Annotated in this window: 20 protein-coding genes and 1 pseudogene; 13 read left to right on the forward strand and 8 right to left on the reverse strand. The window is 61.7% G+C overall.

The genetic code is table 11. The features are described 5' to 3' along the window. Positions 1-47 precede the first annotated feature (47 nt). The 3 genes from AC1RLZ_RS09745 to AC1RLZ_RS09755 all read right to left on the reverse strand — a co-directional run bounded on the left by AC1RLZ_RS09745 (position 48) and on the right by AC1RLZ_RS09755 (position 3,170). Entirely contained in the window at positions 48-965 is a 918-nt protein-coding gene (locus AC1RLZ_RS09745) for a pirin family protein (RefSeq protein ID WP_493188482.1), read from the reverse strand. Between the two features lie 105 nt (positions 966-1,070). Continuing rightward, complete coding sequence (locus AC1RLZ_RS09750) at positions 1,071-1,619, reverse strand: 3-keto-disaccharide hydrolase (protein WP_371420419.1); 549 nt, start codon at positions 1,617-1,619, stop codon at positions 1,071-1,073. A 186-nt stretch (positions 1,620-1,805) separates the two neighbouring features. After that, a complete protein-coding gene (locus tag AC1RLZ_RS09755; protein WP_493188483.1) occupies positions 1,806-3,170 on the reverse strand; it encodes an MmgE/PrpD family protein in 1,365 nt (454 codons plus the stop codon). Positions 3,171-3,299: 129 nt separating this feature from the next. Between AC1RLZ_RS09755 and AC1RLZ_RS09760 the strand changes: the two genes are divergently transcribed. Beyond that, entirely contained in the window at positions 3,300-4,445 is a 1,146-nt protein-coding gene (locus AC1RLZ_RS09760) for an FUSC family protein (RefSeq protein ID WP_493188484.1), read from the forward strand. Here the strand turns inward: AC1RLZ_RS09760 and AC1RLZ_RS09765 are convergent. Continuing rightward, positions 4,429-4,926 (reverse strand): hypothetical protein, encoded by a 498-nt coding sequence (locus AC1RLZ_RS09765; protein ID WP_493188485.1) that lies wholly within the window; start codon positions 4,924-4,926, stop codon positions 4,429-4,431. The genes AC1RLZ_RS09760 and AC1RLZ_RS09765 overlap by 17 nt on opposite strands. A 51-nt stretch (positions 4,927-4,977) precedes the next feature. Then, on the reverse strand, positions 4,978-5,451 hold the full coding sequence (locus AC1RLZ_RS09770; RefSeq protein WP_493188683.1) for a DUF2867 domain-containing protein: 474 nt from the start codon (positions 5,449-5,451) through the stop codon (positions 4,978-4,980). A 143-nt stretch (positions 5,452-5,594) separates the two neighbouring features. Between AC1RLZ_RS09770 and AC1RLZ_RS09775 the strand changes: the two genes are divergently transcribed. The 5 genes and pseudogenes from AC1RLZ_RS09775 to ccoS all read left to right on the forward strand — a co-directional run. Beyond that, positions 5,595-6,554, forward strand: coding sequence for a tripartite tricarboxylate transporter substrate-binding protein (locus AC1RLZ_RS09775; RefSeq protein WP_493188486.1), 960 nt, complete (start codon positions 5,595-5,597; stop codon positions 6,552-6,554). 91 nt (positions 6,555-6,645) lie between these two features. Beyond that, on the forward strand, positions 6,646-7,020 hold the full coding sequence (locus AC1RLZ_RS09780) for a nuclear transport factor 2 family protein (protein ID WP_493188487.1): 375 nt from the start codon (positions 6,646-6,648) through the stop codon (positions 7,018-7,020). A 122-nt stretch (positions 7,021-7,142) separates the two neighbouring features. Beyond that, positions 7,143-7,337, forward strand: coding sequence for a hypothetical protein (locus AC1RLZ_RS09785; RefSeq protein ID WP_493188488.1), 195 nt, complete (start codon positions 7,143-7,145; stop codon positions 7,335-7,337). Between the two features lie 202 nt (positions 7,338-7,539). After that, on the forward strand, positions 7,540-9,804 hold the full coding sequence (locus tag AC1RLZ_RS09790) for a cation-translocating P-type ATPase (protein WP_493188489.1): 2,265 nt from the start codon (positions 7,540-7,542) through the stop codon (positions 9,802-9,804). A 10-nt stretch (positions 9,805-9,814) separates the two neighbouring features. After that, a pseudogene (gene ccoS, locus AC1RLZ_RS09795) lies at positions 9,815-9,949 on the forward strand (cbb3-type cytochrome oxidase assembly protein CcoS); the annotation flags it as partial. Positions 9,950-10,027: 78 nt separating this feature from the next. Here the strand turns inward: ccoS and AC1RLZ_RS09800 are convergent. After that, positions 10,028-11,362: an MFS transporter gene (locus AC1RLZ_RS09800; protein WP_493188490.1), complete on the reverse strand. Its 1,335-nt coding sequence runs from the start codon at positions 11,360-11,362 to the stop codon at positions 10,028-10,030. Between the two features lie 178 nt (positions 11,363-11,540). On the opposite strand from AC1RLZ_RS09800, the gene cyoA reads away from it, so the two are divergent. Genes cyoA through AC1RLZ_RS09835 form a run of 7 tightly spaced genes read left to right on the forward strand, consistent with a single transcriptional unit; the run spans position 11,541 to position 18,554 of the window. Continuing rightward, positions 11,541-12,704: a ubiquinol oxidase subunit II gene (gene cyoA / locus AC1RLZ_RS09805; RefSeq protein WP_493188684.1), complete on the forward strand. Its 1,164-nt coding sequence runs from the start codon at positions 11,541-11,543 to the stop codon at positions 12,702-12,704. A gap of 14 nt (positions 12,705-12,718) precedes the next feature. Continuing rightward, positions 12,719-14,743, forward strand: a complete 2,025-nt coding sequence (gene cyoB / locus AC1RLZ_RS09810) for a cytochrome o ubiquinol oxidase subunit I (RefSeq protein ID WP_371420365.1) — start codon at positions 12,719-12,721, stop codon at positions 14,741-14,743. Beyond that, on the forward strand, positions 14,740-15,372 hold the full coding sequence (gene cyoC, locus AC1RLZ_RS09815) for a cytochrome o ubiquinol oxidase subunit III (RefSeq protein ID WP_371420364.1): 633 nt from the start codon (positions 14,740-14,742) through the stop codon (positions 15,370-15,372). The genes cyoB and cyoC overlap by 4 nt, the downstream gene beginning before the upstream one ends. Beyond that, entirely contained in the window at positions 15,369-15,758 is a 390-nt protein-coding gene (gene cyoD / locus AC1RLZ_RS09820; protein ID WP_493188491.1) for a cytochrome o ubiquinol oxidase subunit IV, read from the forward strand. The genes cyoC and cyoD overlap by 4 nt, the downstream gene beginning before the upstream one ends. After that, the gene (locus AC1RLZ_RS09825) at positions 15,758-16,579 is read left to right on the forward strand and encodes an SURF1 family protein (protein ID WP_493188492.1); all 822 of its coding nucleotides are present in this window, start codon (positions 15,758-15,760) and stop codon (positions 16,577-16,579) included. Before cyoD ends, AC1RLZ_RS09825 begins: the two co-directional genes overlap by 1 nt. A 57-nt stretch (positions 16,580-16,636) precedes the next feature. Beyond that, on the forward strand, positions 16,637-18,031 hold the full coding sequence (locus AC1RLZ_RS09830) for an ATP-binding protein (protein ID WP_493188493.1): 1,395 nt from the start codon (positions 16,637-16,639) through the stop codon (positions 18,029-18,031). Further along, complete coding sequence (locus AC1RLZ_RS09835) at positions 18,021-18,554, forward strand: response regulator transcription factor (protein WP_184512409.1); 534 nt, start codon at positions 18,021-18,023, stop codon at positions 18,552-18,554. The genes AC1RLZ_RS09830 and AC1RLZ_RS09835 overlap by 11 nt, the downstream gene beginning before the upstream one ends. A 21-nt stretch (positions 18,555-18,575) precedes the next feature. On the opposite strand, the gene AC1RLZ_RS09840 is transcribed toward AC1RLZ_RS09835, so the two are convergent. Then, a complete protein-coding gene (locus AC1RLZ_RS09840) occupies positions 18,576-20,018 on the reverse strand; it encodes an amidohydrolase family protein (RefSeq protein ID WP_493188494.1) in 1,443 nt (480 codons plus the stop codon). A gap of 11 nt (positions 20,019-20,029) precedes the next feature. Beyond that, on the reverse strand, positions 20,030-21,055 hold the full coding sequence (locus AC1RLZ_RS09845; RefSeq protein WP_493188495.1) for an ABC transporter substrate-binding protein: 1,026 nt from the start codon (positions 21,053-21,055) through the stop codon (positions 20,030-20,032). Positions 21,056-21,071: the final 16 nt, after the last annotated feature.

The following is a 21,071-nucleotide window of genomic DNA, read 5'->3' on the forward strand; positions in this document are numbered from 1 at the left end:
GCAGAACCGTCCGGCGTCAGGCCGGCGGCGTCGTGATGAAGGGGGGCCTATTCCGGCAGCGGGATGAATTCGTGCTCGTTGGGCACATGGGCGAAGCGGCCGGTCTTCCAGTCTTCTTTCGCCTGCTCGATGCGTTCCTTGCTGGAGGACACGAAATTCCACCACAGGTGCCGCGGCCCTTCCAGTGCGTCGCCGCCGAGGAACATCATGCGGGTATTGTTGATGGCCTTGATGGTGATGGCATCGCCGGGCCGGAAGATCAGCAGTTGCGGCGCCTCATGGCGGTCGCCGGCGATCTCGATTTCTCCATCGACGATATAAACCGCGCGTTCCTCGTGATCGGGATCGAGCGGCACGCTGGTGCCGGCCTCGACCGCAACTTCGGCATAGAACCACGGCGACACCATCGACACCGGCGAAGCCTTACCAAATGCCTTGCCGGCGATCACGCGCGCGGTGAAGCCGGTGTCTGTGATGGTCGGCAGGCTCTCGGCAGCATAATGCTGGAACGACGGCGCGATTTCCTCGGAGCCCTTGGGCAGCGCGATCCAGCTTTGCAGGCCTAGCATCTTCTGGCCGTCGCGGCGCTGGACGTCGGGTGTACGCTCGGAATGGGCGATGCCCTTTCCGGCGGTCATCAAGTTCATCGCGCCCGGCTGGATCTCGCGGACATTGCCCTCGCTGTCGCGATGCATGATGGCGCCGTCAAACAGATAGGTGACGGTGGCTAGGCCGATATGCGGATGCGGCCGCACATCCATGCCCTTGCCGGAAATGAACTGCATCGGGCCGAAATGGTCGAAGAAGATGAACGGGCCGACCATCTGCCGCTTGCCGTGGGGCAGTGCGCGGCGGACCAGGAAGCCGTCGCCGAGATCGCGGGTGCGCGGCACGATTACCAGCTCCAGCGCGTCGCAGGTCTTGGGATCACCGAGGATCGGATCTTCTGATGGTTGCCAGCTCATGAGGGGCTCCGTGGGGTTGGAGCCATCATAGCAGCATTTGGCGGGGCGGGTAAAAGGGGCTCAGCCCGGATGGATCGCTCCGTCCGGACTGAGGAATGGCTGTGCTTACAGCGGCTTGATCTGGACCTTGCGGAATTTCACCACGCCGGAGCCGTATTGCAGGGCGATCGGGCCGGCGGCGTGCTTGGTATCTTCCACGTCGACGGTCTTTTCGCCGTTCAGGACGACCGTGAGCTTCGGACCTTTCGCCGTGATCTCATAGGTGTTCCACTTGTCCGCGGCCTTGGGCATCGGATTGACCTTGGCCACATCGACAATGGCACCGGTGCCATAGGACGGGTCGGGTCGCTTGTCGAAGATGTTGACCTCGTAGCAGGTCTTGCCGTCGATCACCTTCGGGTTATCGCAGCGAATGAAGATGCCGCTATTGGCTTCGGCATCGGTCCAGAACTCGGCCCTGATCTGGAAATCCTTGTAGGGGGTCTTGCTGACGAGATAAGCGAGGTCCTTGCCGGAGAGCAGCTTGTCGGCGGCGAGCGCGCCGTCCTTCATCGCCCAATTGGCGTCGCCGACCTTGTCCCAGTCGCCCATCCTGGTGCTATCGACCAGCGTGACCCAGCCACTTTCCGACTGGCTCGATGCCGATCTGACCATGTTGGACGCAGACAGGACGATCGCGACGCAAGCCGTGATCGCGGTGATGCGATTCATAAAGGTCTCCTCCCGTTTGCTTTGTGTTGCCGCGACGATAGCAACGGGAGGAAGAGCGTGTAAACGGCTGCGCGTCGTTATTTATAGTTGCCGTGCGGTGTAACCGCAGCGACGTTGATCGTGAGGTCGTCAGCGCCCCAGCGCGGTCGCAGTCGCAACGTGGTCGAAATTCTCGAGCGAGAGAATGGCGTCGGCAAATTTCTCGGCGCGATTATTCAGCACGGGGCGCGCGAGCTGCAGGAATTTCTGCTGCATGGCGGCGGCATCGGGAAACGAAGTCGGTTCGCCCGACGGGTCCGCATAGATGCGCTCATGCACGCCATCCTCGGTGGTGATGCTGACGCGCGCTCCGAACGGATGGCGCTTGCCTTCAAGGCGCGCGTCCTGAACCACGTCGAAACGGTCGGCCAGCATATTGATCGCGCTGTCGCCGAGACGCTTGTAGTCGTCCCAGCCGAAGCTGCCCTGATCGAGCGCCAGCGCGCCGGTGAAGAACATCGAGAACTGGCCGCCGACGATGGAGCTCGGATGGCGCTTGGTGGCGGCGTCGCCAGTCAGCGTGATGCCGTTGCGATGCAGGCCGATCTCGACGCGCTTGACCTGTTCGGGCGTCAGATTGTGTTCGCGGCGCATTGCGAGCAGAGCGTCGATGGCGGCGTGGGTGTAGCGGCAGCTCGGATAGGGCTTGATACCGATCTTCATGGTCTCATAGACCGAGCCGAGATCAGCCACGGCCTTTTCGGGATGCGCATCGTCGCTGTAGCCGACCAGCAAGCCATGCTTGCCTTCGACGGATTCGGTCGCACCGATGAAGTCGTTGCGCGCCAGCGTTGCGGCGATCACGCCGTTCATGGCTGCAGCCCCGACCTGGTAACGTTTGTTCCAGGCGCCGTTGACAAGGAATTGCAGCGAACCCGCCGCCTGGCTGCCCGACACGCCGAAAGCCGAAATCAGCTGATCCTTCGAGAGTCCGAACAGTTTGCCGGCTGCAGCGGCGGCGCCATAGGTGCCGGCGGTGGCGGTGGGATGGAAGCCCTTGGCATAATGGGAGGTCGGGTCGAGGGCGTTGCCGAGCCGGCAGCAGACCTCATAGCCGGCGACGATCGCGGTCAGCACATCCTTGCCGGAGGCGCCGACCATTTCCCCCACGGCAAAGGCGGCGGGCACCACGGGAGCGCTCGGATGCAGCGAGGAATCTGCATGGGTATCGTCGAAATCGAGCGAGTGGCCGAGCGCGCCGTTGAGCAGGGCGGCTACGGCCGGTGTCCAGGTCTTGCTGTCGCCGAACACGGTGGCTTCGCCCTTGCCGTCCAGCGACAGGGCTTCCAGCATCTTCAGCAAGGATGGGGTGGATTCGGCCTCGCTGCGGGCACGGATGGTGCTGCCGAGATAATCGAGGGTGAGGACCTTGGCTCGTTCCAGCACGTCCTGCGGAATGTCGTCGAATTTCAGGTCAGCGACATAGGCGGCAAGCGTTGCAGTCTCGTTAGCCATTGTGTTTCCTCACTCTTGTTGAAATAGCCTTAGGCGGACCAAATGGGCGTTTCAAGCCGGCATGGCGACGCGTGGATCAGCCATGCTGAAACCAGTTCGTCAAAATCCGTTTCAGGGATCAATCTGGACATGTCCGCATCGAAGCGAATTCTCGGCTTCCTGAAACGGGTGGTTGCCTTCTTTCAGGCGCGCAAGGTCGAACTCGGCCTCGGCGTCCGGGTGACGGCCGCCGCGCTTGCCGCGCTGATCGTGGCCCTGACTGTAGGGCTCAAACTGCCGCTCTGGGCGGTGCTGACCGCGATCATCGTGACGCAAATGAGCGTCGGACGGTCGTTGAAGGCGACGCGCGATTATCTGGTCGGGACCATCGGCGGCGCCATTTATGGCGGCGCAGTGGCGATTCTGATCCCGCATTCCAATGAAGGTGCGCTGTTGGCCGTTCTGGTGCTGGCGGTGGCCCCGCTGGCCTTCATCGCGGCCATCAATCCGAGCCTGAATGTCGCGACGGTGACGGCGATCATCGTGCTGCTGCTGCCGATGATGAACCACAACACGCCGCTCGAATCCGCCATCGATCGTGTGCTCGAAGTGACAGTTGGTGCCGTCACAGGTCTGCTGGTGTCGTTCCTCGTGCTGCCGTCGCGGGCGCATAGTCAGGTCCGCGCCAGTTCGGCCGAGGCGCTCGATCTGATCGCCACAGCGCTCACCGAACTGCTCGCGTCGCTGACGCGCGGTCGCGACAACGAGGCGCTGCACCGATTGCAGGATGGCATCGGTCATGCGCTCACCAATCTGAATGCGATCGGTGCAGAAGCAGAGCGCGAGCGCGCTGCGCATCTGTCGAGCGGTCCCGATACCGGCCCGTTGCTGCGTACGACGCTGCGGCTAAGGCACGATCTGGTGATGATCGGGCGCTCGACGGTGGTGCCTTTGCCGTCTGCGCTACAGATTCGTCTCGCCGGGCCACTGTCTCGCGTGAGCGATGCTATGGCGACATTTCTGCATTCGACCGCCGTGGCGTTGCGCGGTGGCACTGGAGCGCCGGCGATCTGGCCGGTGCAGACCGCATTGCAGGCCTATGCCGGGGAAGTTGCCGCGCTTCGGCAGGAAGGACTGACGCGCGGATTGCCCGGCGATGTCGCCGAACGCTTTTTCGCGATCGGTTTCTCGCTGGAGCAGATGCGGCAGAACTTGAAGGATCTCGAGCGTTGCGTCGCCGAATGGGCCGAGACGGACCCAGAACCGGTGAGCAAGGAGCTTACTGACGGGACTTGAGCGCCGCCAAAGCGTGGAGCTGCAGCTTTTCGGGATCGCGCTCGCCGCGCGACGCTTCGTCGAGGATGCTGCTGGAGAGCAATTGAACCGCATCCGACGAAATCCGCAGCGGCAGCTCGTCAAGACAGCGGTCCAGTGCGGTGGACATGGCCGCAACGATCTCCGGGCCGAACGATTGGGTTCGCTGGTCGTTCGCCAGAGGCGCAAGACCGGGAGATGACACTTCGCGGATACGGACCGACAGTCGCGCGGCTTCGGCAATCACGCGCAGGTAAATCAGGCCCGCTTCGCCGAGCGTTTTTTCATCGATCTGTCCGGATCGCGCCACGGCAACAATCCGCGCTGCAAGGCGGCGGCGATTCTCTGGCGTGTCTGCGGCCGCGCCTTCATGTGCCACAAAGGGCTGCCATGCGGCGTCAAACGCGCGCGCCAGCTTGACTTTCAGCTCGTCGTTCGGCGGATCAATCCCGGTAAATGGCATATGGGCTAACGGGCTGCGATGACCCAGGTTCCCCACGGCGCCACGGCGAAATCAACGCGCGACCTGTTGCAGCATGGAACGGACAACCATCCGGTGAAACGGCTTGATGACCGTCAGGTAGATACGTCCGAACCAGTTGTGCATCAGCACCACTGTCGTAGCGGTGACGCGCTGACCGGCGCCATCTGGCGCGACATCGACCACAACGCGAAAATCGAGATGATTGTCGTTGAAGCCGGCGACCAGACGCTGCGGCGTCTCGGTGAGCACCGGAAAAAGGCCGATCTTGTCGATATCAGCGCGACGCGCGGAGTGCGCCGTCTTCAGCCCAAAGGGCGCAACGATCAGATCCCGCAGCCGCGTGAGGGCGACCACCCAAGGTGCAGAGTGACTGAGCATACGGGTGGCGGCGTCGCGGGCGGTCAGGTCCGTCGTCTCGGTGGAAATGCTAAAGGCATCGGCGAATTGGGCGCCGGTCAGCAGGCCCTTGGTGTCGATCGTTGGGTGAACCATGGAGATGGTCATCAGGACCTCCGTAAACGTCAAGGAGTGGCGCAACACGCCGTCGGCTACGCCGCTTTGCAGCATAACATGTCTTTGCCTCCGGCGCCGGATACTCCCTAAGATCACGGAAAAATCAGGGATGACCTGGTCAGGGAGGATTTGGGATGGCTTGGTTCAGGCTTGCTCCGCTCTGTCTGGTGCTGATCGCGCCGCTGTATGCGTCCGCGCAGGACTATCCCACCCGTCCCATCACGCTGATTGTGCCATTCGCTGCGGGCGGCAGTTCCGACGTCAATGCACGGCTGATTGCCGAACAGATGAGCCGGCATCTCGGTCAGCCCATCGTGATCGAAAATATCGGCGGCGCGGGTGGGGCCGTAGCGCTGGCCCGCGTCGCGCAGGCTCCACCGGATGGCTACACCATCGTGCAGGGCAATAGCGGTACCAACACAGCAGTCTATCTGTTCACGCCCGATGTGAAATTTGCGCCGTCGGATTTCACAGGAATCGGCATGTTCAACAAGAGTTCCGCCATGGTCGCCATCCGGCGCAATTTTCCAGCCGACAATCTCGCGCAATTCATCGCTCATGCGAAACAGAATCCCGGCCGCCTCAACATCGGGCACTCTGGCGTAGGCTCGCAGAACTATCTGTTCTGCAAGGCTTTCGTTCAGGCTGCGGGCATCGATGTCACGCTGGTCGGCTATCGCGGCGGCGGGCCGGCATTGAATGATCTGATCGGCGGACAGATTGACGGCATCTGCGATTCCTCGGCGTCAGTAACGCCGGCCATTCAGAGCGGTCTCATCCGGGCCATCGCGCTGGCGTCCCGCACGCGGTTGCCGCATTTGCCTGATGTTCCGACCGCCGGCGAGGCCGGGTTGCCGCAGTTTGAAATATCCGGCTGGTACGCGTTGTTTGCGCCGAAGGGCACACCTGCGCCGATTATCGGGAAGCTCAATGCCGCGATGCGCGCTGCCGTTGCCAATCCCGATTATCAGAAACGGCTCGATGATCTCGGCTCCATGCCCGCCAGCGATGCCGAAATGGCACCGGCCTATCTCGCGGCCTTCGTGCCGCAGGAGATCGAGCGCTTCCGAAAGATGCTCGGCGACGGCAAGTGATCTAAAGCCGGACCACCTATGCAGCGTTATAGCATGCCCGTCATCGCTTTCATGTTATAAGGGTCAATCTGATTGTGGGTGGGGGAATAAGTTGGCTTACGATCGTTCGACCGTCGAGGCGGTGATTCAGCATTATTTCGACGGTCTCTATGAGGCTGATGCCGACAAGCTTGGCGCGATCTTTCATCCGACCGCGGACCTGCGCTGGGTCGAGAATGGTGAGCTGAAAGTGCTGCCCATGCCGGACTGGATGGCAATGGTTCGCACGCGGACCTCGGGCAAGGTCGATGGCAAGACCCGCGATGATCTCATCGTCACCATTGATCGATCCGACGACAAAACAGCCTTCATCAAGGTGCGCTGTCAGCTGCCGCCGCGTTACTTCACCGATTACCTGATCGCGATGAAGCTGGCCGATGGCTGGCAGATCGTGTCGAAATCCTATCGTTACGACGTGAAGGACTAACAGGCGCAGGCATTCTGCCTGCACCTGTAGAAGAGGCATGCCGGATCCGGCTGCGCGACATTGGCTATAAATGCCAGAAATGGCGATTGATCCCGGTCGGAATTCGTTCGCGGGCTTGACCTATGTCAACCGGAGCGGCGGCGGAGCCGCCGCGAGACGGGCAGGGGATTCCCGGCTGGCACCGCTCGATCGCAAGATTGGTGGTCGGTCCTGGGTGCGCCATTCCGATGCTGCTCAACGAGCGTACCGATGCGTTGACTGCCATGGGCACCCGTATGGGGATGGTCTGCGCCAATCTGCCGGTCATGCTGACCTGAGCGAGAATCGCGCTGGCTTTGTTCTTGATCAATGTCATGACCGGGCTGCTCGGTATGATCGTCGTGTTTCCCGTGCCCGGTCACGGGACGTGGCGCGCCTATATGGCGATGAAGCGGGGTGTCGAGGTGCCCGGCATGATCCGGAAAAGTGGAAACCGGGTTTTCGAAAGGATCATGCGCAACATGAGAAACGAGGTCGCCGATGAGTTGCTGTGGCTCAGGAGCAGAATTGGCCATGCTGGCGGCGCCGGATCCCCGCGAGGTGCTGCTGGCCAGCCGGACCATTGCCGGCGGTTTAAGGCAAACCGACCTCTCGGTCCCGGATGTTCATTGCGGGGCCTGTATTCGCACGGTCGAACAAGCGCTGGGTGCGCTCGATGGCGTGACCTGGGCGCGGGTCAATCTCTCCACCAAGCGCGTCACCATCAAATGGCACGTCGATGCCGCGCCGCCGCCTTTCATCGAGACGCTGCGCAATGTTGGCTATGAGGCGCATCTGTTCGAAGTCGATGGCGATGCCAAGGACACGACGCTGTCGGAATTGATCCGGGCGCTGGCGGTGTCGGGCTTTGCGGCCGGCAATATCATGCTGTTGTCGGTGTCGGTGTGGTCAGGCGCAGAGCCCGCGACACGCGATCTGTTCCACGGCATTTCCGCGTTGATCGCGTTGCCGACGCTGTTCTATTCGGGTCGGGTGTTCTTTCGTTCGGCGTGGCAGGCGCTACGTCACGGTCGCACCAATATGGATGTGCCGATCTCGCTCGGCGTGCTGCTGGCCTTCGGCATGAGCCTGTATGAGACCGCAACGCATGGGCCGCACGCATATTTCGATGCGTCGGTGACGCTGCTGTTCTTCCTGCTGATCGGCCGTACCCTTGATCACATGATGCGCGAGCGTGCGCGTGTCGCGGTGAAGGGGCTGGCGCGTCTGGCCGCGCGCGGTGCGTTGGTGCTGCAGAATGACGGTTCGCAGACCTATCTGCCGGTGGGCGAAATCACTGTGGGTATGACCATCATGCTCGCTGCCGGCGAGCGGGTGCCGGTCGACTCAACGGTGACCAAGGGTCTGTCAGAACTCGATGTCTCGCTGGTCACCGGCGAAAGCGTGCCGCAGCCGGCGCTCCCTGGTTCGGTGCTGCGCGCAGGCACGCTGAATCTCACGGGGCCCCTGATCATCACGGCGAAAGCCTCCGCCAACGATTCGTTCCTCGCGGAAATGCTGCGGATGATGGAAGCCGCAGAGCAGGGCCGCTCGGTCTATCGTCGCATCGCCGATCGTGCGGCCGGGCTTTACGCGCCGGTGGTACATCTCACCGCCGCCATCACGCTGGTAGGTTGGCTCATCGCGTCGGGCGACGTGCATCGCGCAATCACCATTGCAGTGGCGGTGCTCATTATCACCTGTCCCTGCGCGCTCGGTCTTGCCGTGCCGATGGTCCAGGTGGTTGCCGCACGACGGCTGTTCGAGAGCGGCATCATGATCAAGGATGGCGGTGCGCTGGAGCGCCTTGCCGAGGTCGATACGGTGGTGTTCGACAAGACGGGAACGTTGACGCTCGGCAATCCCCGCGTCGTCAATGCAGAAGCGATCGATCCGGCGACGCTTGCACTGGCCGGTGCGGTCGCCGCGCATTCGCGACATCCCTATTCGCGTGCGCTCGCAACTGCCGCTGTGGCGGCGCAGGCTCCGATTGTACTCGATGATGTCTCCGAACATCCGGGCTGCGGCATGGAAGCGCGTCTCGGTGGCAGCGTGCTTCGCCTCGGGCGGCCGGAATGGGCCCTCGCCGATATCAGCGGGGTGGATCTCGATGGCTCCTCCGTGGTGCTGTCGCGCGATGGGCGATGCCTGGCGGATTTCCGCTTCGAGGATCGTTTGAGTGCGGGTGCGACTGAGACGGTCTTCGCATTGAAATGCGATGGTCTTGCTGTGGAGGTCGTGTCGGGCGATCGAGAGATGCCGGTGCGCACACTCGCGATCGGCATGGGCGTGCCGTATTTCGCCGGCGTGTTGCCGGGCGGCAAGGCGGCGCATGTGGCAGCGCTGGCATCCGCCGGCAAGAAAGTGCTGATGGTCGGCGACGGACTCAATGACACGCCGGCGCTGATGGCCGCGCATGCGTCGATGGCGCCGGCCTCGGCTGCCGATGTCGGGCGCAACGCTGCCGATCTCGTCTTCCTGCGCGAGGATCTGTCGGCGGTGTCGCAGGCAATCGCAGTGTCCCGCGAGGCCGGGCATCTGGTGCGCCAGAATCTCGCGCTGGCGGTCGGCTACAATTTCATCGCAGTGCCGATCGCGATCATGGGCCATGTCACACCGCTGGTCGCAGCCATCGCGATGTCCGGCTCGTCCATCGTGGTGGTCGCCAATGCGCTGCGGCTGCGTGGCCGCAGCAGGTCCGACAAGTCTCAGGGGGCCAACGTATCAACGCCGCGCATGTCGGTCAGAATGGAGCCGGCGGAATGACGGATTATTTCTGTTTGATCCCGATTGCCATCGGGCTCGGCTTGGCCTCGTGGCATTCCTGTGGTCGCTGAAGTCAGGCCGGTATGACGATCTGCAAGGCGCTGCCGAACGCATCCTAAGCGAAGCGGATGCAGGTTCGCGTCAGGGAACCAATTCAAAACAAACAGAAAGAGCCTCGGTTCTGATCAGAACCGAGGCTCTTTCTGTCCAGCGTCAATGTTGCTTACGACTCGATCGCCGAAGCGTCGCGGCTGGCGAACTGCCGGTTGATCGAGATCGCAAGCAGGGTCATGACCGCGCCCGACAGCAGATAAACGCCCGATGAGGACAGGCCGAAGCGGCTCGACATCACCAGCGCCACGAATGGCGCGAAGCCGGCGCCGAACAGCCAGGCAAGGTCTGTGGTGAGCGCTGAACCGGTATAGCGGAAGCGCTTGGAGAAGCTCGATGCGACCGAGCCTGACGACTGACCGAGCGACAGGCCGAGCAGGATGAAGCCGGTCACCATGAAGGCCAGTTCGCCGACGATGCCGCCGTCCAGCATCTGCGGGGCGAAGCCGCTGAACACGGCGATGGCAATCGCCGAACCGGTCAGCAACGTGCGGCGGCCGACCTTGTCGGCGACATAGCCCGATACGATCATGGCGATGATACCGAACACGGCGCCGATACATTCGACGAGCAGGAAGCGGCTGGGTGCTTCGCGGGTGAACAGGAACACCCAGGAGAGCGGGAACACTGTGACCATGTGGAACAGCGCGAAGCTCGCCAGCGGGGCGAAAGCGCCGATCACCACGGTGCGGCCCTGCGAGGCGATCGTCTCGGTGATCGAGGACGGTTCGAGCTCGCGGGCTTCGAACAGCTCGGTGTAGCCGGGCGTCACCACCATGCGCAGACGGGCGAACAGCGCGACGACGTTGATGGCGAAAGCGACGAAGAACGGATAGCGCCAGCCCCAGTCGAGGAAGTCCTCAGCGGACAGGGTGTCGACGAAGAAGGCGAACAGCGCGCTGGCCACCAGCAAACCGATCGGCGCGCCGAGCTGCGGAATCATGGCGTACCAGCCTTTCTTGCCCTCCGGCGCATTCAGCGCCAGCAGCGAAGCAAGGCCGTCCCACGTGCCGCCCCAGGAAATGCCCTGGCCGATACGTGCGGCCGCCAGCAGCCAGGCCGACGCGACGCCGATCGATTCGTAACCGGGCAGGAAAGCGATGGCGACGGTGGCGACGCCGAGCAGGAATAGCGCGATCGTCAGCTTGGCGCCCTTGCCCTGGCTACGATCGATGGCCGTGAAGATCATCGTGCCGATCGGACGGGCGATGAAGGCCAGCGAAAAGATCGCAAAGGAATAGAGGGTGCCGGTCAGCGGGTCGAGATAGGGGAAGACGAGCTTCGGAAACACCAGCACCGAGGCGATCGCATAGACGAAGAAGTCGAAGAACTCGGAGGTTCGGCCGATGATCACGCCGATGGCGATCTCGCCCGGGTTGACCTTGCCGTGGCCATCCGCGTGCAGAAGGCGTGCGTCCCGTTCCATCGTCGATGACGTCTGCGCCATTTTTTCTATCCGTCAGTGGTGTGTTGAAGGTCATGCAATCGACGCCCAAGGGGCGACGCGAGGTTGACGATTTGTCGCGAACGGCGTCTTCGGACCATTGGACAAATTGTCCAATGTTGCCCTGCAGCAAATGCGCCTAACCGTGCACGCGAACGGACATTATCGAATGGGTAACACCTTGAGCCGCCTACGGATACTCCTTTTGCTGCCCTCGGTTGCCTTGCTGGGCGGATGCAATTTCGTCGTCATGAATCCTGCGGGTGACATCGCAGTGCAGCAACGCGATCTCGTGGTCATTTCCACCGTGCTGATGCTGCTGATCATCGTGCCGGTGATGGCGCTTATTGTGTTCTTCGCCTGGAAGTACCGACAGTCGAATGTCGCTGCCAAATACGAACCGGACTGGGATCACTCGACCCATCTCGAGCTGGTCATCTGGTCGATGCCCCTCCTCATCATCATCTGTCTCGGCGCCGTGACCTGGTCCAGCACGCATCTGCTCGACCCCTATCGCCGGCTTGACCGGATTGCGCCCGGCAACGCGGCGAGCCTGAACGAGCCACTGCAGGTCGAAGTCGTCGCGCTCGACTGGAAGTGGCTGTTCTTCTACCCGGAATACGGCATTGCTACGGTCAATGAGCTGGCTGCCCCGGTCGATCGCCCGGTGCGCTTCAAGATCACTGCCTCGTCGGTGATGAACTCCTTCTATATCCCCGCGCTCGCCGGTCAAATTTATGCGATGCCCGGAATGGAAACGAAGCTGCACGGGGTCATCAACAAGGCCGGCATCTATGACGGCTTCTCGGCGAACTACAGTGGCGCAGGCTTCTCCGGCATGCGCTTCAAGTTCCATGGCCTCGATCAGGCTGGCTTCGATGCCTGGATCGCCAAGGCCAAGGCAAGCAGCGAGACGCTGAGCCGCGAGGCCTATCTGGAGCTCGAAAAGCCCAGCGAGAACGTGCCGGTTCGTCTCTACAAGGAAGTCGCGCCTGACCTCTATAAGGCGATCCTCAACATGTGCGCCCAGCCCGGCAAAATGTGCATGAGCGAGATGATGGCGATCGACGCGAAGGGCGGGCTCGGCCTCGCCAGCGCCCGCAACATCCTGCCGCTGAAGTACAATATCTCGATGCTCGACGGATCCAGTTCGACGAAGAACTACGTCGCCAGCGTCTGCACCCTCGCCGAGGCTGCACGCGAAGCGTCTGATCGCCTTTCGACGACCCCGCTCGACCCGACACCGGTCACCGGTGCTGGTCTCTCGCGCCCGGGTGCCGCCCCCGCGCCGTTCAATTTCACGCCTGCGCCGTCGCTTGCCGAGCGGCGCGCTTCCAACACCTGATCGGGTTGATCTGAATGTCTGATACAGCCGCACTGGCAAATACCGGGCTCGCGAAGTTCATCTTCGGCCGCCTGACATTGGAATCGCTGCCGCTCCATGAACCGATTTTGGTCGCCACCTTCGCCATGGTCGCGCTCGGCGGCATCGTGCTGCTTGGCGCGCTGACCTATTTCAAGCTCTGGGGTTATCTCTGGAAGGAATGGTTCACCAGCGTGGACCACAAGAAGATCGGCATCATGTATATGGTGCTGGGCATTGTCATGCTGCTGCGCGGTTTCGCTGACGCGATCATGATGCGCGCCCAGCAAGCCATGGCTTTCAACGGTTCGGACGGCTTCCTCCCTGCTCATCACTACGATCAGGTGTTCACGGCCCATGGCGTGATCATGATCTTCTTCGTGGCGATGCCGCTAGTCACCGGCCTGATGAACTATATCGTGCCGCTGCAGATCGGTGCGCGCGACGTGTCGTTCCCGTTCCTCAACAATTTCAGCTTCTGGATGACGACCGGTGGCGCCATCCTCGTCATGATGTCGCTGTTCGTCGGTGAATTCGCCAAGACCGGCTGGCTGGCTTATCCGCCGCTATCGAATATCGGCTACAGTCCTGATGTCGGCGTCGACTACTACATCTGGGCGCTGCAGGTCGCCGGCGTGGGCACGACGCTATCGGGCATCAACCTGATCGCGACCATCGTGAAGATGCGTGCGCCCGGCATGACCATGATGAAGATGCCGATCTTCACCTGGACTTCGCTCTGCACCAACGTCCTGATCGTCGCGTCCTTCCCGATCCTGACGGCCGTGCTCGCGCTACTGTCGCTGGATCGTTACGTCGGCACCAACTTCTTCACGAACGATCTCGGGGGCAACCCGATGATGTATGTGAACCTGATCTGGATTTGGGGCCACCCGGAGGTTTACATCCTGATTCTGCCGCTGTTCGGCGTGTTCTCGGAAGTGACCTCGACGTTTTCGGGCAAGAAGCTGTTCGGCTACACCTCGATGGTCTACGCCACGCTGGTCATCACCATCCTGTCCTATCTCGTCTGGTTGCATCACTTCTTCACCATGGGCTCGGGCGCCAGCGTGAATTCCTTCTTCGGCATCACGACGATGATCATCTCGATCCCGACTGGGGCCAAGATATTCAACTGGCTGTTCACGATGTATCGCGGCCGCATCCGGTTCGAATTGCCGATGATGTGGACGATCGCCTTCATGCTGACCTTCGTCATCGGCGGCATGACCGGCGTGCTGCTCGCGGTCCCGCCGGCTGATTTCGTGCTGCATAACAGCCTGTTCCTGATCGCCCACTTCCATAACGTCATTATCGGCGGCGTGGTGTTCGGTATCTTCGCGGCGATCAACTTCTGGTTCCCGAAGGCCTTCGGATTCAGGCTCGATCCGTTCTGGGGCAAAGTGTCGTTCTGGGGCTGGGTTGTCGGCTTCTACTTCGCCTTCATGCCGCTTTATGTGCTCGGCCTGATGGGCGTCACCCGTCGCCTGCGTACCTTCGACGATCCGTCTCTGCAGATCTGGTTCATCATCGCGGCTTTCGGCGCCGTCTTGATCGCCATCGGCATTGGCGCCTTTCTGGTCCAGATCGCGGTTAGCATCTGGAATCGCGAGAAACTGCGCGACACCACGGGCGATCCGTGGAACGCTCGTACGCTGGAATGGGCAACGTCGTCGCCGCCGCCGGACTACAACTTCGCCTTCACCCCGGTCATTCACGACAACGACTCGTGGTGGGACATGAAGCGCCGCGGTTATGTCCGTCCACTGGAAGGTTTCAAGCCGATCCACATGCCGAAGAACACCGGTACTGGCGTGATCCTCTCGGTGCTCGCTACGGCCATGGGCTTCGCTCTGATCTGGTACATGTGGTGGCTCGCGGCTCTGAGCTTCGTCGCTCTCGTCGCCGTCGCGATCTTTCATACCTTCAACTACAACCGTGACTTCCATATCCCGGTGGAGGACGTCATCCGTACCGAAGGTGACCGTACGAAACTTCTCGCAGCGCAGGCCGCGTCATGAATATTACGACCCAGACGATAAACGGCACTGAAGTTCCGGTCTTCTACGTCGTCGACGAGCACGATCATCCGGCCGGCTCCAGCACCATGCTGGGGTTCTGGCTCTACCTGATGAGCGACTGCCTTATCTTCGCGATGCTGTTCGCAACCTTCGGCGTACTCGGCGGCAGCTATGCCGCAGGGCCGGGGCCGAAGGATCTGTTCGACCTCAAGCTCGTCGCGCTCAACACCGCGATGCTGCTGTTCTCGTCGATCACCTATGGCTTCGCGATGCTGGAGATGATGAAGGGCAGAGTGAAGTCGACCCAGATGTGGCTCGGCATCACCGGCCTGTTCGGCCTGGCCTTCCTGTGCATCGAACTCTACGAGTTCCACCACATGATCCATGAAGGTGCAGGACCCTGGCGCAGCGCCTTCCTGTCGTCCTTCTTCACACTGGTCGGTACCCACGGTCTGCACGTCACCTTCGGCATCATCTGGCTGGTTACGCTGATGGTGCAGGTCGCCCGGTTCGGTCTGATCGAGGCGAATCAGCGCCGTCTGATGTGCCTGAGCATGTTCTGGCACTTCCTCGATGTCGTCTGGATCGGCGTCTTCACCTTTGTTTATCTGCTGGGAGTGCTGCGATGAGCGCCGATGCACATGCCGCGCACGGACATGGTCACGATGACCACGGCCATGATGACGGCCGCGACCACGGTTCGATGAAGTCCTATCTGATCGGCTTCTTCCTGTCGGTCGTCCTCACCGCCATTCCGTTCTGGCTGGTGATGACCAATGCGATTGAGAATAAGAACTGGACTATCGCGATCGTTGTTGCGTTCGCTGTGGTGCAGATCGTGGTTCACATGATCTACTTCCTGCACATGAACACGAAGTCGGATGCCGGCTGGACGATGATGGCGCTGATCTTCACGATCATCGTCGTGGTTATTGCGCTGAGCGGCTCGCTCTGGGTGATGTATCACCTCAACGTCAACATGATGCCGGTTCACGACATGAGGAATATGCCCTGATGGCCATGGCGTGCGCCAACGACGGGATCGTCGTGGGCCGCCCGGCCAGACAGGACTCCTCTGAATCGAACATCGAATCCGGGCGGTCGCCACGTCGCGCGACGACGCTCGCGGTGCTGGGTCTGCTGGCGCTGCTCGGCATTGCGGGATTGACCGCGCTGGGCATCTGGCAGGTCGAACGCCGCGCCTGGAAACTGGATCTGATCGCACGTGTCGATCAGCGCAGCCACGCCGCGCCCGAAGCTGCACCCGGGCCCGCGGCGTGGCTTGCGATCAATCGCAGTGACGATGAATATCGTCGCATCGGCGTCACCGGTCGGTTCGTGCCGGGTGCCGATACTCTGGTTCAGGCCGTCTCGGATCTCGGCGCCGGCTTCTGGGTGCTGACCCCATTGCGCGCCGAGGCCGGCTACACCGTTTTGGTGAATCGGGGCTTTGTCAGCCCGGACGAGCGTAAGGCTGGCGCATTCGGGGCGCCCGCGACGCCGGTCTCGGTGACGGGCCTCCTGCGCATCACCGAGCCGAAGGGCGGGTTCCTGCGCAGCAACGATCCGGTCGCCCAGCGCTGGTATTCCCGCGACGTCGAGGCCATTGCGGCCAGCCAGAAGCTCGGTGTCGTCGCGCCTTATTTCATCGATGCCCATGCCGCGCTGGACGCGCCGGGTCAGCCTCATGGCGGCCTGACAGTGATCGCGTTCCCGAATAATCACGTGGTCTATGCCATCACCTGGTTCGGCCTGGCTTTGATGCTGGCCGGTGGCGCCTTGTTCGTCGCCCGTGACGAGTGGCGGATTCGGAAAAAATCACTACCTCGCGTATGACGTCATGGACGACGCGCCGGTTCGATTGAGACCGGCCGATCAGGCCGACGGGGCGAGATGCCGGGTTTGGGAGCAGAGAGCAACGTGGAGACACCAGACGTCAGTGGCGTCAGTGCGGTGACCGCGTCGCCTAGCGCGGGGGCGACCGCACGTGCTGCGCTCGCGGCTTCACCGCTCGACGAGACCACCAACATCAAGAATATCAATCTGCTGATCCAGTTGCGCTGGATCGCCGTTGTCGGGCAGGTCCTGACCATCGGCTTCGTGCATCTGGTGATGGGGATCGCGCTACCGTTGATGGCCATGGTCATGGTGCTGTGTGGCTCGGTATTCCTGAATGTCATCAGCCAGGAGTGGCTGCGCCAGCAGACCGACGCGCGTGACCGCGAACTGCTGCTGCTCTTGCTGCTCGACGTGGCGGCGTTGACCGGGCAGCTCTATCTGAGCGGTGGGGCGACAAATCCATTCGTGTCGCTCTATCTTCTGCAGGTGACGCTCGGGGCGATGCTGCTGAATGGCCGCTCGACCTGGGTCGTGGTTATCGTTGCCTGTCTATGCTTCGCCGGGCTGATTGTGTTTCATCGCCCGTTGGAGCTGCCGGACGCGCTACGCGACGACCTGTTTCAGTTGCACATTATCGGCATGCTGATCTGCTTCGTGCTGGACGCGGCGCTGATCGTCGTTTTCATGGCGCGCATCGCGCAAAATTTGCGCGAGCGGGACGAGGGTCTCGCAGCACTGCGCCAGCAAGCCGCGGAGGAAGATCATATCGTGCGCATGGGCCTGCTCGCCTCGGGCGCCGCGCATGAACTCGGCACACCGCTGGCATCACTGTCTGTTATCCTCAGCGACTGGCGCCGAATGCCGGCGCTTGCTGCTAATTCCGAGCTGATGGAAGAGATCAGTGAGATGCAGGCCGATGTGCAGCGTTGCAAATCGATCGTCACCGGCATTCTGATGTCGGCGGGCGACATGCGCGGCGAGGCTCCGGTCGTGACCACAGTCAATGGCTTTTTCGGCGAGTTGGTCGAGGACTGGCGCGGCGCCCGCTCGATCAACACGCTGGTCTATGAGAACCGGTTTGGCGAGGATATGCCGATTGTGTCGGACTCGGCATTGAAGCAGATGATCTTCAACGTGCTCGACAATGCGAATGAAGCATCTCCACTCTGGGTCCGGCTGGCCATCGAGCGCGATGGCGAATGTCTGGTACTGAAGGTCAGCGACATGGGGCCGGGTTTCCCCAAAGAGATGCTGGCGAATCTCGGAAGACCCTACAATTCAAGCAAGGGCCAGTCCGGGCGCGGGCTCGGTCTGTTTCTGGTGGTCAATGCCGTCCGCAAACTGGGCGGCACCGTGGTGGCAGAGAATCGGCCCGTGGGCGGCGCCCTGGTGACGCTGTCGCTGCCGTTGTCCGCCCTCGCGATTGGAGCGCGCAAACATGTCGGATGAACGTCTGCTGATCATTGTCGAGGATGATGAAGGTTTCGCGCGCACCTTGAAGCGTTCGTTTGAGCGTCGCGGTTACACTGTGTTGCATTCCGAGGGCTTCGAGACCTTGACCGAGGTGCTTGGCGACAAGGTACCGGGCTATGCGGTGGTCGATCTCAAGCTTGCGGGCGCCTCGGGCCTGGCCTGTGTTGAAGCGCTGCACGCGCTGAGCCCTGAGATGCTGATCGTGGTGCTCACCGGCTATGCCAGCATCGCCACGGCGGTGGAGGCGATCAAGCTTGGCGCGTGTCATTACCTTGCGAAGCCCTCGAACACCGACGATATCGAGGAAGCGTTCCAGAAAGCGACGGGCGACGTTCAGGTGGCGCTCACGGAACGTCCGACTTCGATCAAGACGCTGGAATGGGAGCGCATCCACCAGACGCTGGTGGAAAGCGATTTCAACATTTCGGAGACCGCGCGCCGTCTCGGCATGCATCGCCGCACGCTGGCCCGAAAGCTGGAAAAACGTCAGGTGAACTGAAGGCGCTCAGCGTTCGGTACGCTAGCAACATCCCTGTTGCCGAAACCAGTGTGCCACGGCGCTTTCGAACGGCGCCCAGGTGCGTTCGAACGCCTTGAACTGCGGCACGCTCTTCCGGTAGAGCCCGCGCAACTCGATCTCCATGGCCTCCAGGTCGACACCGGTCGGTTTTCCATCGCGGCTGATGGTGCGGTCGTTGACGATCACATCGCGGACGCAGCTGCTGTTGCCGCGGGCAAACAGCATGTCGATCGGGTCGACAGGCATGATGGCATCGCGGTCGAGCTGGCCGATATCGAGTGTCACGAAATCCGCGGCTTCTCCGGCTGCGAGTATGCCCGTTCCCGGTGCGCCGATCGACTTGCGGCCGTTGCGGATGGCGAGCGCGAGAAACTCTGCTCGGCTCCACGTGCGGTCGAAGCCGAGGCCGTCATGCGCCATCTGCACCAGGCGCATTTCGCGGATCGCATCATCGTCCTCGTCTAGAGCGATGCCGTCTATGCCCACGGCGATCGGACAGCCGCGGCGATGTGCATCAGCAATGGGCGCAAGACCGGAATGCAGATGCAAATTGGAGCTGAAATTCGTTACGATGGTCGCGCCGGATTCGGCGATCATGTCGAGTTCGTCCGGGCGGGCATGAATGCAATGCGCCAGCGTAAGTCGGCTCGATAGCAGGCCGATATCTTTCAGAAAGCGCACAACGCCGCCGGGAAAAGCGCGGTCGGCCCATTGCCGCTGATAAATGGTTTCGAGCAGGTGCATGTGGGCGCGCCGGCCGGTGGTCGCGGAGCGCTCTGCGATGGCTTCGAGCAAAGCGGGCGAGCACCACTGGACGCCGGCGGGGCCGAACTGCACGTCGACCATTGGCCCGGCGATGGCGGCATGAATGGCCTCCACGCGGTCAAGATATTCTGATGGCGTCGGGCTCGGACGAATGAACATGTCCTGGATCGTGCTGCGGTCATCTTCTTCAGGCAATGCGGCAAGCACGTCGGCGCTATCGCCATAGACGATCGGGTTCTGGTCGCGCACGGCCAGCGCGAAGGCCAGCCGGATGCCGACATCGCTCGCGGCTTTTGCAATGGCGATCGACTCATCGACGATCGGCATCTTCCCGCTCGGGCGGGTGTAATGAATCATAGCGCCGCCGCAGCCTGCACGCGCCGAGCGGGCGAGCGAGACAGCGGCGACGAGATAGGGATCGGGCGGCGTACCGAAAGCCGAACGAACGATCCAGGATTCCAGCGGCATGTTCGATGCGCCGAAGGATGTCATGGACGGCCGGGCATGGTCGTGGGCATTGACCAGCGCGGGGATGATCAGATGGTTCGTCTGCGGCGAAAGGCTTGCGCCGGTCGAGACGCTCGTGATCAGGCCATCCGTATAATGGAGGCTGGCCCGAGGAACGAGGCCCCGATCTGTGCCGGTGAAGATATTCGTCGCAGACGCAACCTCGGTCATGCCGCGTGCGCTCAGTTCGCGGTATAGACCAGTTCGCGATCCCCACGCGCCGGCAGGAATTCGCGGGAAAATACTTCCTTCGGGGTCGGGGTGCGCTTCAGGTCGTAACCTTCGACGACCATGCCGATGGCGCGGGCCATGCGGTCATCCTTGATGTCGCCGACGCCGATTTCCTTCATCTCGGGCGAGACCATCAGCTTGTCGAAGGAATATTGCAGGCGGCGCTTCTCGACGGGAACATCCACCAGATTGTCGAAGGCGACGACCGACGCCATACCTGCGTTCTGATCCTTTGCTACGGCGATGTTGGCCTTGTTGATCGCGCGGACCAGGCCGGCAACGGCCTTTGGATTCGACGACAACAGCTTTTGCGACACCATCACGCCATTTGAATAGAGGTCGAGGCCGAATTCACCGAAGGAGAACCACTTGTAATCCTTTTCGGGATCCTGGCGATTCAGGACGAGGTTGAAATAGCTGGTAATGTTGAACACCAGCGCGGCGTCGATATCGCCCTTGATCAGCATCGGCTCCTGCAGATTGGGGGCCATGTTCGTGACTTTGATCTTGTCGGCCGCAAGACCGTTCTTCTGGATGAAGACGGGCAGCAGGCGGGTCGTCGGCGTGCCCTGCGCGCCACCCAGCGTGTGACCTTCGAAATCCTTGATCGTCTTGATGCCGCTGGTGTTCTTGGTGACGATCGAGAAGGGTGGCTGGTTCCACATCATATAGACCATCACTGGCGCGTCCTGCGGGCGTGTCGATGCGTTCTGGATGATGGCATTAACGTCGCCGAAGCCGGCATCCCAGGCCCCGGACATGATGCGAGTCACGGTCGCGCCCGAGCCTTCGCCCTGATCGATCACGACGTTCAGGCCCTCTTCCTTGAAGTAGCCTTTGTCCTTCGCGTAGAAGAACGCCGCGTCACTGCCCTGGGTTTTCCAGCCCAATGTGAACTTGATGGTCGTCTCCTGAGCAAAGGCAGAGCCTGTGAGCAGGACGCTGCCGATTGCGAGGGCGGTCAATCTTTTCAACATGACGTTCTCCTGGTTG

The organism is Tardiphaga sp. GW822-FHT04G09 (assembly GCF_058800725.1).

Bases quoted from the DNA above. Each gene is read 5' to 3' on its own strand.
- AC1RLZ_RS09745 (WP_493188482.1), bottom strand. From the start codon at position 965: ATGAGCTGGCAACCATCAGAAGATCCGATCCTCGGTGATCCCAAGACC.
- AC1RLZ_RS09750 (WP_371420419.1), bottom strand. From the start codon at position 1,619: ATGGTCAGATCGGCATCGAGCCAGTCGGAAAGTGGCTGGGTCACGCTG.
- AC1RLZ_RS09755 (WP_493188483.1), bottom strand. From the start codon at position 3,170: ATGGCTAACGAGACTGCAACGCTTGCCGCCTATGTCGCTGACCTGAAA.
- AC1RLZ_RS09760 (WP_493188484.1), top strand. From the start codon at position 3,300: ATGTCCGCATCGAAGCGAATTCTCGGCTTCCTGAAACGGGTGGTTGCC.
- AC1RLZ_RS09765 (WP_493188485.1), bottom strand. From the start codon at position 4,926: ATGCCATTTACCGGGATTGATCCGCCGAACGACGAGCTGAAAGTCAAG.
- AC1RLZ_RS09770 (WP_493188683.1), bottom strand. From the start codon at position 5,451: ATGACCATCTCCATGGTTCACCCAACGATCGACACCAAGGGCCTGCTG.
- AC1RLZ_RS09775 (WP_493188486.1), top strand. From the start codon at position 5,595: ATGGCTTGGTTCAGGCTTGCTCCGCTCTGTCTGGTGCTGATCGCGCCG.
- AC1RLZ_RS09785 (WP_493188488.1), top strand. From the start codon at position 7,143: ATGTCAACCGGAGCGGCGGCGGAGCCGCCGCGAGACGGGCAGGGGATT.
- AC1RLZ_RS09790 (WP_493188489.1), top strand. From the start codon at position 7,540: ATGAGTTGCTGTGGCTCAGGAGCAGAATTGGCCATGCTGGCGGCGCCG.
- AC1RLZ_RS09800 (WP_493188490.1), bottom strand. From the start codon at position 11,362: ATGGCGCAGACGTCATCGACGATGGAACGGGACGCACGCCTTCTGCAC.
- cyoB (WP_371420365.1), top strand. From the start codon at position 12,719: ATGTCTGATACAGCCGCACTGGCAAATACCGGGCTCGCGAAGTTCATC.
- cyoC (WP_371420364.1), top strand. From the start codon at position 14,740: ATGAATATTACGACCCAGACGATAAACGGCACTGAAGTTCCGGTCTTC.
- cyoD (WP_493188491.1), top strand. From the start codon at position 15,369: ATGAGCGCCGATGCACATGCCGCGCACGGACATGGTCACGATGACCAC.
- AC1RLZ_RS09825 (WP_493188492.1), top strand. From the start codon at position 15,758: ATGGCCATGGCGTGCGCCAACGACGGGATCGTCGTGGGCCGCCCGGCC.
- AC1RLZ_RS09830 (WP_493188493.1), top strand. From the start codon at position 16,637: ATGCCGGGTTTGGGAGCAGAGAGCAACGTGGAGACACCAGACGTCAGT.
- AC1RLZ_RS09835 (WP_184512409.1), top strand. From the start codon at position 18,021: ATGTCGGATGAACGTCTGCTGATCATTGTCGAGGATGATGAAGGTTTC.
- AC1RLZ_RS09840 (WP_493188494.1), bottom strand. From the start codon at position 20,018: ATGACCGAGGTTGCGTCTGCGACGAATATCTTCACCGGCACAGATCGG.
- AC1RLZ_RS09845 (WP_493188495.1), bottom strand. From the start codon at position 21,055: ATGTTGAAAAGATTGACCGCCCTCGCAATCGGCAGCGTCCTGCTCACA.